A 13,687-nucleotide genomic window follows, 5' to 3' on the forward strand; every position below is an offset into this window, starting at 1 on the left:
CGCGGTTACGGGCGCCTTACCGGGTCCGCGAGGACCGAAGGGTCAGGGCAGCCAGTGCGGCGAGAGCCGCCAACCCCTCGAAGACGGCGCTCAACGACTTCTCGAAGAACCACACCGGCTCGTACATGGCCGGCAGTGGTCCCAGGGCGGGGATGTCGACATAGCGATAGAGGACCACCGCAGCCAGAGCGCTGAGGCCGATGGCGAAGGCGGAGATGAGAGCCGGACGACCGCCCCGCAAGAGCACCCATGCAGCAACGGCCAGCGCCAGCACGGCTTGGATCCGGAACAGGTTTCCCGCGCCGATGCCGCTCGGTGCAGATTGCTGATAGCCATGCGCCAGCCGCAGGTGGACGGCGGCATCCACCAACAGCGACAGGGCGACGACCACGCGCAGGGTCAGCGGCACCAGGGTCGACGTGGTGCGGTGCCGAGGGCGGGTCGAGGCGGTGGTCACTTCACGACCAGCGTGCTGGTCATGTTCCCGTGGAACGTGCAGACGAACGGGTAGCTCCCGGGCTTGCTCGGTGCGGTCAGCGTGGCCGTGCCGTTCGGGTCCACCTTGACGTCGAACCCGCCCTCCTTGGACGTGACCGTGTGGGCCTGTGAGTCGGAGTTCATGATCGTGATCGTGGCGCCGGGCGCGACCGAGGCGGGCACCTTGAAGGTGAAGTCGGCAATCGAGATGACCGCCTTCTCGGCGTCGGTCGTTGCTGGTGTGGATGGAGCCGCAGTCTGGGACGACGACGGTGAGGGCATGTCCGACATCGACATCGACGCGGACGGAGACGAGGACGGGGACGGTGCAGTGGGGCCGTCGTCGGACGAGCCGCAGGCCGTCAGGCCCAGAGCCAGTGCTGGGGCGAGCATGAGGAGTGCGATCTTGCGGGTCATGGTGATGCCTCCAGGATCAGGCGGCCGAGACAAGAGCCGCACTCAGCCATTCGGTGTGGGACCCGCTCCGGATTGCTCAACAGGGCGCGATCGGACCTCTTTGTGCGCAGATCCAAGCGGATCCAATCCGTCAGCCGCTCTGTGTCGAACCCTGACTGTCCAAAGCACGCGACAGGCCCACCTCTGGGCCCACCAACAAGGGAGTTCACGCATGCGAACCACATTGAAGCTTGGCACCGCCACCCTGGGGTCGGCGCTCCTGCTCACCCTCGGCGCCGGCATGGCACAGGCCGCCTCCGCGTCCGACGGCAACACCATGGCGAAGCTGCGACCGGTGGCCCTCAATGGGGTTGACGCCAGCGGAACTGCGATGGTCACCGTCACGGGCAACCGCATCGACGTCACCATGGCCGCCTCCGGCCTGCTTCCCGACAGCCCGCACGCTGCACACATCCACTTCGCGGAGGAGGCACGTCACGAGTGCCCCACTGCCGCCGACGACAAGGATGGTGGCGGCACGCTGAACACGACCGAGGGTGGACCGGCATACGGCGGCATCGTGGTGTCGCTCACCAAGACCGGTGACACCTCCCCCAACAGCGGACTCGCCATCGACCGCTTCGACACCGCTCCGGGCGGCAAGATCAGCTACGAGCGTGGCAGCATCAACGTCTCCTCCGAGGTCGCCGCCGCGATCTCCGCCGGCAAGAGCGTGGTCGTCGTGCACGGCGTGGACCACAACGACAACGGCAAGTACGACGGCGACGCCAAGAGCGACCTCGACCCGAAGCTTCCGACCGAGGCCACGGACCCGGCCATCTGCGGCGTTCTCGCCTCGGCTCCCTCCGGCGGCGTCCAGACCGGTGGCGGTGGCACGGCCGACAACAACCAGGCTCTCGGCCTGGCCCTCGGTGGCGGCTTCCTCCTCGCCGCCATGGGCACCGGTGCGTTCGCCACCCGCAAGGCGACCAACCGCATCTGATGTCTCTCTCCACGAAGTTCGGTGACCGCCGCGGTGCTCTTGCCGCGGTGGTCACCGTGGTGCTTCTCGTGCTCGGTGGCGGGATCATGGCGAGGGCACTCACCACTCCCGGCCCGCCACCGCAGCCCGACAGCAGCCAGGCGCTGCCCGCGACACCGAGTCCGTCCGCATCGGACGCTGTGCCGGGCGAGCCAACTGCGCCATCGGCGACTCCGAAAGCAGCGGCGCCCGCAGTCAACTTTGGTGCTCTCATGTCGCCCAGTGAGCCGGTGGCACTGCGCATTCCCGCCATCAAGGTCACCACCAAGGGACTTGTCGATCTGAACCTGGACGCCAAGGGCGAGCTCGAGGCGCCCAAGAACGCCCAGCAAGCCGGTTGGTATGCCGGCGGTCCGACTCCCGGTGAGTTCGGCCCTGCGGTCATTGCCGCCCATGTGGACAGCAGCCGCATCCCAGCGGTCTTCTACAACCTCGGGAAGCTGAAGAAGGGCGACAAAGCCATGGTCGACCGCAAGGACGGCACCACCGCCACCTTCGTCGTGGATCGCGTGGCGCGCTATCCCAAGGCGAAGTTCCCGACGTCGGAGGTCTACGCCGACACCGGCGGCCGCGCGGAACTCAGGCTGATCACGTGCGGCGGAGACATCGACCCCAAGACCGGGCACTACGCGGACAACGTGGTGGCCTACGCCCACCTCGTCAGCTGAGGCCGACCCACGGTTGACGAGCGTGTTCAGCAGTTCGTGATGTGTGGATGCCCCTGTGCGGGGGCATCCACACCTTTTTGGGTGTCGGTGACCTGACGCGGACGCAGTGCTGCGGCCACGAGCCCGGCTGTGAGGAGGGCGACGGCCGCGTTGACGCCGATCGCGAGCCGTAGGCCGGGGACGCTCGTCGTAGCGGCCTGGCTGGCGACGATGGCCGCCATGACGGGAGTCCCCAGGGTGATGCCGACCTGTTGGCTCATCGTGATGAGCCCCGTGGCCAGACCCTGCTGCCCCACGGGGACGCCATTGGTCGCGGTCACGACGTAGCCGACGATCGCCACAAGGTTCGCCACGCCACCGATGAACGTCGCGACGAGAAGGGGGATGAGCCAGGTTCGGTTGTCTCCCACGAAGGCCAGTGGAGCGGTGGCGGCGCCCTGAAGGAGGAAGCCGGCGATGATCGCGTTCTTCGAACCGACCCGCGCGATGACTCGAGGTGCGGCCAGCCCTCCGAGGACCGTGCCGACTCCCAGGACCGCAAGGCTGAGTCCTGCGCTGATGGCGGTGTAGCCAAGGACGTCCTGGAGGTAGAGCGTGAGGAGGAAGACGAGCGAGGTCTCGATGGCGAACGCGAGCAGTCCCGCGACGTTGCCCCAGGCGACGTTGCTCCGTCGAAGAAGGGCTGGCTGGATGAGTGGTTCGGTGACGCGCGACTCGATCTTCCAGAACCAGCCGAACAGGACGATCGATCCAGTGATCGGCAGCCACGACCCGGTGGCCGCCCAACCGGACTGACCGGCGGTAGTGATGCCATGGACGAGAGATACGAGGGCAAGGGTCACTGTGATGGCACCCGGCAGGTCGAGCCGTGGGCGGTGATCGGCCCGGACATCGGTGAGCGCCCGGGGTGCCAGGACCAGGACGACCAACGCGATGAGGACGTTGATGAAGAACGCCCAACGCCAGCTGACGACGCCGGTGAGCAGGCCACCGAGGACGGCGCCGGTCGTGAAGCCTGCCGCCATGAGGGCGCCGTTGAGGCCCAATGCTCGAGAGCGGGCGCGGCCCTCGGGGAACATCGAGGTCAGGAGTGACAGGGCGGCGGGCGTGACCATGGCGGTGGCCGTGCCCTGGGCGACCCGCGCCGCAAGCAGCAGGACGGATTCCTGGGCCAGGCCGCCGACCATCGAAGACGCGCCCAGCAGGGCGATGCCGACGATGAACAGACGCTTGCGTCCGAGGACATCGGCTACCCGGCCGAAGAACAGGGTGAACCCCGCTGCGCACAGGGCGAAGGCGGTGACGATCCACTGCAGGTTGGCGGTCGCGAAGCCCAGATCGGCCCCGATGTGGGGGAGTGCGACGTTGAGGATGGAGAAGTCGACGGCCAGGGTGAAGTTGGCGGTGAGCAGGACGGTGAGGCCGACGCGTTGGTGCGTGCTCAGTCGCTCGTCGGGCAGGGGGTCGATGCGGTCGGACAGGTGTGGGTGACTCATGCGGCCCACGTTCACAGCCTGCGGACGCGGCAGCCAGACCTCTGGCTTGCCTACCCCCGACAGGAGCAGGCACGCGCGGGAGCGATCGAGGACACTGGTCGACATGGAGTCCTCGCTGCGCGCTGCTGGCTCTCCGGTCACCGAGCTGGGGGAGTTCCTGCGTTCTCGGCGCGACGCCCTGTCGCCGGTCGACGCGGGTGTGCGCGGCTACGGCCGGCGACGGGTGCCGGGTCTGCGGCGCGAGGAGTTGGCTCAGCTCGCCGGTGTCTCCGTGACCTACCTGACCAGGTTGGAGCAAGGCCAGTCGCAGAACGCCTCTGACGCAGTGATCGACGCGTTGGCCCGGGCGTTGCAGCTCGACGGCGACGAGCGTGCCCACCTCCTCGCGCTCGCCCACCCTGCCCCGGCCAGACCTCGCCGCGCGACCAGGCCCGAGGCTGCCAGGGCCGGAGCCCAACAGCTGCTGCACTCGATGACGGAGACGCCGGCTCTGCTCCTCGGTCGGTTCAACGACATCCTCGCGTGGAACCGGCTCGGCCACCTGCTCCTCGCGGGTCACCTCGACTTCGCAGCGCCGGCACGAGCAACGCTGCGCCCCAACCAGATTCGCCTCCTGTTCTTGGACTCCCACACCCGCGAGCTGCATCGTGACTGGGCCACCGAGACGGCGCTGGCGGTCTCGTCGATCCGCTTCGTCGCAGCGCAGTTCCCTGACGACCGCCGCTTGGCCGAGCTCATCGGCGAGCTGAGCCTCAAGAGCCCCGAGTTCGCCTCGTTGTGGGCCAAGCACGCCGTGAAGCTCTGCACGAGTGGCACCAAGGCCTTTCATCACCCCCACGTCAGCGACCTCGACCTCGACTACGAGGTCCTCCACCTTCCCGAAGGCAATGGGCAGCGGCTGCTCACCTACACGGCTCCTGCGGGCAGCGCATCGTCAGCCGGGCTGCGCCTGCTCGCGTCCCGCTGACCCCGTGCCTTCGGACCTACACAACGGGCGTCGAGCTGCCCTGCCCATGCGGGGCCGAGCCCCAGAGGCTGCCCTTGTGTATGTCCATCGGGACCGTGGCGCGTCCGTTCGGGTGGTGTCGAGACTGTTCGATGGGGAACAAGGGGGCCAACCCAAGAGTTGAGTCGAGTGAACGCAAGTTTTGGAACCTGAATTTGCCACACGGCATACACCGTCCTAACTTGAGTGCAAGCAACTCAACCAGCACAACACGCAAGGAGATCCACATGGCCCGCGCAGTCGGAATCGACCTCGGAACCACGAACTCAGCCGTCGCCGTCCTCGAGGGCGGCGAGCCCACGATCATCGCGAACTCCGAGGGTGGACGCACCACCCCGTCGGTCGTCGCGTTCACCAAGGGCGGTGAGGTCCTCGTCGGTGAGATCGCGAAGCGCCAGGCCGTGACCAACGCCGACCGCACCCTCCGCTCCGTCAAGCGCCACATCGGCACCGACTGGACGAGCGAGGACATCGACGGCAAGAAGTACAACTCGCAGGAGATCAGCGCGCGCACGCTCCAGAAGCTCAAGCGCGACGCGGAGGCCTACCTCGGTGAGCCCGTCACCGACGCCGTCATCACCGTCCCCGCCTACTTCGACGACGCCGAGCGTCAGGCCACCAAGGAAGCCGGTGAGATCGCCGGCCTCAACGTCCTGCGCATCGTCAACGAGCCCACCGCTGCGGCCCTCGCCTACGGCCTCGACAAGGGCAAGGAGGACGAGCTCATCCTCGTCTTCGACCTTGGTGGTGGCACGTTCGACGTGTCCCTCCTCGAGGTCGGCAAGGACCCGGAGGACGGCTTCGCCACCATCCAGGTCCGTGCGACCAGCGGTGACAACCAGCTCGGTGGGGACGACTGGGACGACCGCGTCGTCCAGCACCTCCTCACCACGGTGAAGAACAACACCGGCGTCGACCTCGCCAAGGACAAGATCGCGATGCAGCGTCTGCGCGACGCCGCCGAGCAGGCCAAGAAGGAGCTCTCCTCGGCCAGCTCGACCAACATCTCGATGCAGTACCTCTCCATGAGCGAGAACGGCCCCATCCACCTCGACGAGACGCTGACCCGCGCCCAGTTCGAGCAGATGACCAAGGACCTGCTTGACCGCACCAAGCAGCCGTTCCAGAACGTCATCAAGGACGCCGGCATCAACGTCGCCGACATCGACCACGTGGTCCTCGTCGGTGGCTCGACCCGCATGCCGTCCGTGAGTGCGCTCGTCACGGAGCTCACCGGTGGCAAGGCTCCCAACAAGGGCGTCAACCCCGACGAGGTCGTTGCCCTCGGTGCCGCCCTCCAGGCCGGTGTCCTCAAGGGTGAGCGCAAGGACGTCCTCCTCATCGACGTCACGCCGCTCTCTCTCGGCATCGAGACCAAGGGTGGGCTCTTCACCAAGCTCATCGAGCGCAACACCGCCATCCCGACGAAGCGCTCCGAGGTGTTCTCCACCGCTGAGGACAACCAGCCCAGCGTTCTCATCCAGGTCTTCCAGGGTGAGCGCGAGATCGCGCAGCAGAACAAGGCGCTCGGCACGTTCGAGCTCTCCGGCATCGCGCCCGCCCCGCGTGGCGTCCCGCAGGTCGAGGTCACCTTCGACATCGACGCCAACGGCATCGTCCACGTGACGGCCAAGGACCGCGGCACCGGCAAGGAGCAGAAGATCACCATCTCGGGCGGCAGCGCGCTGTCCAAGGAGGAGATCGAGCGCATGGTCAAGGACGCCGAGGCCCACGCCGACGAGGACAAGCTGCGTCGCGAGGAGACCGAGACCCGCAACCAGGCCGAGTCGCTCGTGTTCTCGACCGAGAAGTTCCTCGCCGAGTCCGGTGACAAGCTCAGCGACGACGCGCGCAAGCCTGTCGATGAGGCGCTCGTCGCCCTCAAGGACGCCCTCAAGCCCGAGGCCGAGACGTCCCGCGAGGGCATCCAGTCCAAGATCGACACCCTCAACGAGGAGTCCCAGAAGATGGGCGCCGCGATGTACGCCGCAGCGGCCGAGCAGGGCGAGTCCGGTGACGTCCCTGGTGGCGAGGCGTCTGACGCCTCCACCCCGGGACACGACGACGCCTCCGCTGATGAGGATGTCGTCGACGCCGAGGTCGTCGAGGACGACGACACCGCAGAGGACAAGAAGTGACGGACCCGCGTATGCCGGGTGACGACGAGGTCTTCGACGGCGAGATCGTGGATGAGGAGTCCTCGGACGCAATCAACACCGAGTCGGCCAATGACGGCGAGGAGGTGGCTCCGGCGCAGGCCGGGGCCACCGCCTCGGTGGCGGACCAGATCGACGCCATCGACGTGGGTGACACCGACCTTGGTGACGCTGGCGTGACCGGCGACGCGCACCCCGACACGGCACTCGCGGCCCAGCGGCTCGACGACCTCCAGCGGCTCAACGCGGAGTACGTCAACTACAAGCGTCGCGTCGACCGTGACCGGGCGAGTGTCCAGGAGCGTGCCGTGCGCGACGTCCTCGAGTCGGTGCTGCCGGTCCTCGATGACATCCAGCTCGCGCGCGACCACGGTGACCTCACCGACGGCCCGTTCGCGGCGATCGCCGACAAGCTCGAGACCAGTCTCGGTAAGTTCGGGCTGACCCGCTTCGGTGGCGTCGGCGAGGTCTTCGACCCGATGCAGCACGAGGCCCTCATGCACGCCGCCTGGGATGCCTCCAACCCGGAGCTGCCGACCGACGCGACGGCCACCACCGTCGTCCAGGTGCTCCAGCCCGGCTACCGGACCGGTGACCAGGTCCTGCGCCCCGCGCGCGTGGCCGTCGCTGACCCTGAATGATGCAGTGTGAATCGTCGTCTCTTGAGGGAAGGCGCTGATGGCCAGTCAGGACTGGTTCGAGAAGGACTTCTACGCGATCCTCGGCGTCTCGAAGGACGCTGACGCGACCGCGATCAAGAAGGCCTACCGCAAGCTCGCCCGCACGCATCACCCGGACAAGAACCCGGGCGATGCGGGCGCCGAGCAGAAGTTCAAGGACATCGGCGAGGCCAACGCGGTGCTGTCCGACCCCAAGCAGCGCGAGGAGTACGACGCGGTCCGCCAGATGGCGCACGGCGGCGCTCGCTTCACCGCTGGTGGTCCGGGTGGCAACGGTGGCTTCGACGACGTCTTCAGCGCCTTCGGCGGTGGCGGCGGTTCGCGCATGCGCTTCGACACCGGTGGTGGGTCGTCCTACGGCGGCTACCCCGGTGGGGGTGGTGGCGAGGACATCAACGACCTGCTGTCGCAGATGTTCGGTGGCGCGGCCGGCGGTGCCGCTGGTCGCGGTGGACAACCGGGGTATGCCGGTTACGGCGCCCCTCGCGGTCCCCGCAAGGGTGCCGATGTCCAGGCTTCCACGACCCTGCCGTTCCGCGACGCAGTCGAGGGTTCGACGGTCACGTTGCGCACTGCTGAGGGGCGCACCATCACGGCGCGCATCCCGGCCGGCGTCAAGGACGGTCAGAAGATCCGTCTGCGTGGCAAGGGTCAGCCCGGCGAGCCCGGTGCTGCGGCGGGTGACCTCATGCTCGCCGTCTCCGTCGAGAAGCACCCTGTCTTCGGACGCGAGGGTGACAACCTGACGATCGACCTGCCGGTGACCTTCGCCGAGGCTGCCCTCGGTGCGACTGTTGCGGTGCCCACCCTCGACGGCCACAACGTCAAGGTGCGCATCGCTCCCGGCACGCCCTCTGGTCGCGTCCTGCGCGTCAAGGGTCGCGGTGTCGTGGGCAAGAACTCGACCGGCGACCTGCTCGCCAAGGTCCACGTCGTCGTGCCGGAGGCGTTGTCCGACGAGGCTCGTGAAGCCATTGAGGTCCTGCAGGCCGAGGCCGAAGGTGTCGACCCGCGGGCCGAGCTCGTCGAGAAGGCCAAGGCCTGACCATGGCCTCGCGCCAGCGCGTGCCGCGACCGGATGACGAAGCACCCGTCTTCGTCATCTCGGTCGCGGCCGAACTCGCGGGCATGCACGCCCAGACGTTGCGTCAGTACGACCGGATCGGACTCGTCACTCCGTCGCGCACCAGGGGTGGCGGTCGCCGCTACTCGGCGCGCGACGTCGAGCTCCTCCGTGAGGTGCAGCGTCTTTCGCAGGAGGAAGGCATCAGCCTCCCCGGCATCGCTCGTATCCTCGAGCTCGAGAACCACGTCGATGCCCTGCAGTCCCGGGTCGCCGAGCTGACCCTCGAGGCCGAGCGGCTGCGCATCGCCGCGTCCGGCGGGTCGCGGATCTTCTCCGTGGGCCCCGGCGGCGAGATTCTCGCCAGCCGCCTGGGAGAGCGCCCACGCCGCCGCCCCGGTGGCGGGTCGGCGTCGCAGGCGCTCGTCCTCTGGCGCCCCTGAGTCCTCATCACTGCGTGATGGGAGGCGGGCTACTGTCGCGGTCATGGCAGGACAACCCGAGGTCGAGGACAGCCGTCCGACCAAGCAGTCGCAGGTCGTCTCGCGTCTTCGAACCCTGGCGGACACCCTGGGTTCGGGGGCGATGCTCCCGACCGAGCGGACGCTCGCCGAAGAGTGGGGCGTTGCGCGCATGACCGTGCGTGGCGCCATTGCCGTTCTCACGCGCGAGGGAAGGTTGCGTGCCGAGCAGGGGCGTGGGACCTTCGTGCGGCCACCGGCCATCGCCCTGAGGGTGAGGTTGGGGTCGTTCGCCGATGAGGTCAAGCGGGCCCAGCTCAACCCCACGACGCGAACCCTCGAGCGGTCACTTGACGATGCTCCACCCGAGGCGGTGCGGGCCCACCTGCGTCTGAGGGCCGGGGCTGCGGCCGTGCGGCTGGACCGACTCCGCCTCGGCGACGGCAATCCCCTTGCGCTGGAACGCGTTTGGCTCCCCGCCAGTCTCGCCCGTCCGCTGCTCAAGGGCGAGCCGCCGGCCAGTTTGTATGGCTGGCTCGGCGATCGCGGCCACCTGCCGGACGCGGGTGAGGAAAGCGTGGTCGTGGGCTTCCCGACGGCCCCCGAGCAGCACCACCTGGCCATCTCGTCGGCGGCCCCGATCGTGCGGCTCACCCGTCGGGCCACGGCCGCCGGCGTCCCCGTCGAGTACGCGGAGGCGGTCCTCCCTGCCGATCGCTACGAGTTGTGGTTCCCGCTCGCTGCCGGACCGGATGGACGACTGACGGCTGCACCGGAAGCCCGCTGAGCGGCATACTCACGATTCATGACAGAGCACCTACTCCTCTTCCCCGACCGCGACGTGGCGCAGGAGATCGCCGCCGACCTCGCTGACGAGGGCTTCAGCGAGGTTCGGGTCCTGCGTGTGGCCCTTGCGGGTGAGGACGACGCCGAGGACCACGAGTGGGGCGTCCACGTGCGCGAGGACGCGGTCACCGACGAATCGGGCCCGGTGGAGAGCGGCTTGCGTGACCGCTTCAGGGCCCTCGCGGAGGAGCATCACGGCTGGTACGACCCCGAGCCGAACGCCTGAACCGGACAACGCGGGGCCACGACTGGCGGGGCGGACGTCCGCGGCGACTCGCTCTGACCGGTTCGGCTGTCGGGTCGGCCTGCCGTGTCATGTGGTGGATCCCACGATCTGGAGGTCCAGCTCCCGAAAATGTCCGATTGTCCTTGTCCGCCGGACAAGGACGGGCGTCCCGCCGCCAAGGTGGACGTCAAGGACAGGTGACGGGTCTAGCATCGGCTCACCGAGGCCAGCGAGGTCCTCGGTGAGTGACTCGATGAGGAGACGATGTGGCCGGTTCGGCACCCATCCTGGAGATGACGGGCATCACCAAGACTTTTCCTGGTGTGAAGGCCCTCTCCGACGTCACCCTGACGGTGCGCCGCGGTGACGTCCACGCGATCTGCGGTGAGAACGGCGCGGGCAAGTCGACCTTGATGAAGGTCCTGTCCGGCGTCCACCCGAGTGGCACCTATGACGGCACGATCCGCTTCAACGGAGCCGAGGTGACCTTCAACAACATCCGCGACTCCGAGCACGCCGGCATCGTGATCATCCACCAGGAACTGGCGCTCATCCCCGAGCTCTCCATCGCCGAGAACATCTTCCTCGGCAACGAGGAGACCAAGCGCGGCGCCATCGACTGGGTCAAGACCAACAACCGCGCCCGTGACCTCCTGGCCCGTGTCGGCCTCGCGGAGGATCCCGAGACGCCGATCAAGAACATCGGCGTCGGCAAGCAGCAGCTCGTCGAGATCGCCAAGGCTCTCGCCAAGGACGTCCAGCTGCTCATCCTCGACGAGCCCACGGCGGCGCTCAACGAGGAGGACTCGCGCCACCTGCTCGACCTCATCCGTGGGCTGCAGGGCAAGGGCATCACCTCGATCATGATCAGCCACAAGCTCAACGAGATCGAAGCCATCTCCAACGCGATCACGATCATCCGCGACGGCGAGACGGTGGAGACCCTCGACGTCCGCGAAGGCGCCGTCGACGAGGACCGCATCATCCGCGGCATGGTCGGACGCTCGCTCGAGTCGCGCTTCCCCGACCACACGCCGGAGATCGGCGAGGTCATGTTCGAGATCAAGAACTGGACCGTTGCCCACCCCCAGGTGGCCGACCGACTGGTCGCCAAGCAGTCCGAGTTCTTCGTGCGCCGCGGTGAGATCGTCGGCTTCGCCGGGCTCATGGGTTCGGGCCGCACCGAGCTGATGCGCTCGATCTTCGGTCACTCCTACGGCACGTGGGTGAGTGGTGAGATGACGCTCAACGGCAAGCGGGTCGACCTGCGCAGCGTCCCGGCCGCCATCGACGCGGGGATCGGCTACCTCACCGAGGACCGCAAGAGCCTGGGGCTCAATCTTCTGGACGACATCAAGACCACGACGGTCTCGGCCAAGCTCAAGAAGATCTCGCACAACTTCGTCATCGACCGGCGTGCCGAGCACTCCGCGGCTGATGACTACCGCAAGGCGCTGCGCACCAAGACCCCGTCGGTGGACTACGGCGTGGCCAAGCTCTCGGGCGGCAACCAGCAGAAGGTCGTCCTGGCCAAGTGGCTGTTCACCGACCCGGACCTGCTCATCCTCGATGAACCCACCCGTGGCATCGACGTCGGCGCCAAGTTCGAGATCTACGGGATCATCCAGCGCCTCGCGAGCGAGGGCAAGGGCGTCATCGTGGTCAGCTCCGAGCTGCCCGAGCTGCTCGGTCTGAGCGACCGGATCTACACGATCAGCGAGGGCCGGATCACTGGTGTCCTCGACAAGGGCGCGGCGGACCAGGAGTCCCTCATGCGCCTCATGACAAAGACCTCGCACACCTCCACCCCGAAGGACGCTGCATGAACAAGCTCAAGGAGATCTTCGGAGGCGACACCCGCCAGTTCGGGATGATCTTTGCCCTGGTCGCCCTCATCGTGTTCTTCCAGTGGAAGACGGGCGGGCTGACCCTCGACCCCGGCAACGTCATCAACATCTTCCAGGGCAACAGCTACATCCTCGTCATGGCGATCGGGATGGTCCTCGTGATCATCGCGGGTCACATCGACCTGTCCGTCGGGTCGATCGCCGCGTTCGCGGGCATCTGCGTCGCCATCGCCATGCGCGACTGGGGCATCCCCTGGTGGCTCGGCATCCTGCTCGGCCTCGGCATCGGTGCACTCGCCGGTGCATGGCAGGGCTTCTGGGTTGCCGTCGTCGGCATCCCGGCGTTCATCGTGACGCTCGCGGGCATGCTCATCTTCCGAGGCGCCAACCAGTGGGTCGGCCAGTCCAACACCGTCCCGGTCGGCGAGGGCTTCCAGAAGATCGGAGCCGGCTACCTCCCTGAGGTCGGGCCCAACACCGGCTACAACAACCTGACGATCATCATCGGTCTGCTCGTCTGCGCAGCGATCGTCGGCGGCACCCTGTGGAACCGCCGCAACCAGGCCAAGATCGGCGCCGTGCTCGAGGACGTCACGGTGATGGCGATCCGTCTCCTCCTGATCTGCGTCGCCATCCTGGCCGTCGCCTTCCTCATGGCCTCCGGTCGCCGGGGGACCTCGCTCCCGATCTCGGCCCTCATCCTTGGCGGGCTCGTCCTGATCTACGGCTTCATCTCGACGCGCACGATCATCGGCCGCCATGTCTACGCCGTCGGCGGCAACCGCCACGCCGCCGAGCTCTCGGGTGTGCGCTCCAAGCGGGTCAACTTCTTCGTGATGATGAACATGTCGGTCCTCGCGGCACTCGCCGGAATGATGTTCGTCGCCCGCTCCAACGCGTCCGGTCCGTTCGACGGTGTCGGCTGGGAGCTCGAGGCCATCGCCGCCGTCTTCATCGGTGGTGCAGCCGTCACGGGCGGCGTCGGCACCGTGGTCGGAGCCGTCATCGGTGGTCTCGTCATGGCCGTCCTCAACAACGGCCTCCAGCTCATGGGCATCGGCGCCGACTGGACCCAGATCATCAAGGGCCTCGTCCTGCTCGCGGCCGTCGCCTTCGACGTCTACAACAAGTCCCAGGGTCGGCGCTCCCTCATCGGCCTCATGATGCAGAACTTCGGCGGTCGCAAGACCGATCAGGCCGACGCGACGGTGGCGCCCACCAACTCCGTCACGGCGGAGACCGGACCCACGCTCAACGAGCAGCCCTGACCCACAACTCAATACGCACCACAGGTGACGTTTCCGCCCCGGGTCCGTCACGGCA

General features: G+C 67.6%; 14 protein-coding genes. 11 read left to right on the forward strand and 3 right to left on the reverse strand.

Annotated elements, in window-relative coordinates; all coding sequences use genetic code 11:
• Positions 1-16: 16 nt before the first annotated feature.
• Both JNB_RS15010 and JNB_RS15015 read right to left on the reverse strand, forming a co-directional pair.
• Positions 17-457: a hypothetical protein gene (locus JNB_RS15010; RefSeq protein WP_009777356.1), complete on the reverse strand. Its 441-nt coding sequence runs from the start codon at positions 455-457 to the stop codon at positions 17-19.
• Complete coding sequence (locus tag JNB_RS15015) at positions 454-894, reverse strand: cupredoxin domain-containing protein (RefSeq protein ID WP_009777357.1); 441 nt, start codon at positions 892-894, stop codon at positions 454-456. Before JNB_RS15015 ends, JNB_RS15010 begins: the two co-directional genes overlap by 4 nt.
• Positions 895-1,105: 211 nt before the next feature.
• On the opposite strand from JNB_RS15015, the gene JNB_RS15020 reads away from it, so the two are divergent.
• Positions 1,106-1,876 (forward strand): CHRD domain-containing protein, encoded by a 771-nt coding sequence (locus tag JNB_RS15020; protein ID WP_009777358.1) that lies wholly within the window; start codon positions 1,106-1,108, stop codon positions 1,874-1,876.
• Positions 1,876-2,583, forward strand: a complete 708-nt coding sequence (locus tag JNB_RS15025) for a class F sortase (protein ID WP_009777359.1) — start codon at positions 1,876-1,878, stop codon at positions 2,581-2,583. The genes JNB_RS15020 and JNB_RS15025 overlap by 1 nt, the downstream gene beginning before the upstream one ends.
• A 26-nt stretch (positions 2,584-2,609) precedes the next feature.
• Here the strand turns inward: JNB_RS15025 and JNB_RS15030 are convergent, their stop codons facing one another.
• On the reverse strand, positions 2,610-4,079 hold the full coding sequence (locus JNB_RS15030) for an MFS transporter (RefSeq protein WP_148232452.1): 1,470 nt from the start codon (positions 4,077-4,079) through the stop codon (positions 2,610-2,612).
• Positions 4,080-4,182: 103 nt separating this feature from the next.
• Between JNB_RS15030 and JNB_RS15035 the strand changes: the two genes are divergently transcribed.
• The 9 genes from JNB_RS15035 (at position 4,183) to mmsB (ending at position 13,632) form a co-directional block, all read left to right on the forward strand.
• Positions 4,183-5,046, forward strand: coding sequence for a helix-turn-helix transcriptional regulator (locus tag JNB_RS15035; protein ID WP_009777361.1), 864 nt, complete (start codon positions 4,183-4,185; stop codon positions 5,044-5,046).
• Positions 5,047-5,312: 266 nt separating this feature from the next.
• The gene (gene dnaK / locus JNB_RS15040; RefSeq protein WP_009777362.1) at positions 5,313-7,223 is read left to right on the forward strand and encodes a molecular chaperone DnaK; all 1,911 of its coding nucleotides are present in this window, start codon (positions 5,313-5,315) and stop codon (positions 7,221-7,223) included.
• 11 nt (positions 7,224-7,234) lie between these two features.
• On the forward strand, positions 7,235-7,882 hold the full coding sequence (gene grpE / locus JNB_RS15045) for a nucleotide exchange factor GrpE (protein ID WP_009777363.1): 648 nt from the start codon (positions 7,235-7,237) through the stop codon (positions 7,880-7,882).
• Between the two features lie 37 nt (positions 7,883-7,919).
• Positions 7,920-8,966 (forward strand): DnaJ C-terminal domain-containing protein, encoded by a 1,047-nt coding sequence (locus tag JNB_RS15050; protein WP_009777364.1) that lies wholly within the window; start codon positions 7,920-7,922, stop codon positions 8,964-8,966.
• A 2-nt stretch (positions 8,967-8,968) separates the two neighbouring features.
• The gene (locus tag JNB_RS15055) at positions 8,969-9,427 is read left to right on the forward strand and encodes a heat shock protein transcriptional repressor HspR (protein WP_009777365.1); all 459 of its coding nucleotides are present in this window, start codon (positions 8,969-8,971) and stop codon (positions 9,425-9,427) included.
• A gap of 43 nt (positions 9,428-9,470) precedes the next feature.
• Positions 9,471-10,232: a GntR family transcriptional regulator gene (locus JNB_RS15060; RefSeq protein ID WP_009777366.1), complete on the forward strand. Its 762-nt coding sequence runs from the start codon at positions 9,471-9,473 to the stop codon at positions 10,230-10,232.
• 18 nt (positions 10,233-10,250) lie between these two features.
• On the forward strand, positions 10,251-10,517 hold the full coding sequence (locus JNB_RS15065; RefSeq protein WP_009777367.1) for a hypothetical protein: 267 nt from the start codon (positions 10,251-10,253) through the stop codon (positions 10,515-10,517).
• A 293-nt stretch (positions 10,518-10,810) separates the two neighbouring features.
• Positions 10,811-12,343, forward strand: coding sequence for a multiple monosaccharide ABC transporter ATP-binding protein (gene mmsA, locus JNB_RS15070; RefSeq protein ID WP_050766722.1), 1,533 nt, complete (start codon positions 10,811-10,813; stop codon positions 12,341-12,343).
• Positions 12,340-13,632 carry a multiple monosaccharide ABC transporter permease gene (mmsB, locus tag JNB_RS15075; protein WP_009777369.1) on the forward strand — a complete coding sequence of 431 codons (1,293 nt, stop codon included), beginning with the start codon at positions 12,340-12,342 and terminating at the stop codon, positions 13,630-13,632. Before mmsA ends, mmsB begins: the two co-directional genes overlap by 4 nt.
• Positions 13,633-13,687 lie beyond the last annotated feature (55 nt).

Origin of the sequence: Janibacter sp. HTCC2649 (assembly GCF_000152705.1) — a bacterium.
Classification (GTDB): Bacteria; Actinomycetota; Actinomycetes; order Actinomycetales; family Dermatophilaceae; genus Knoellia.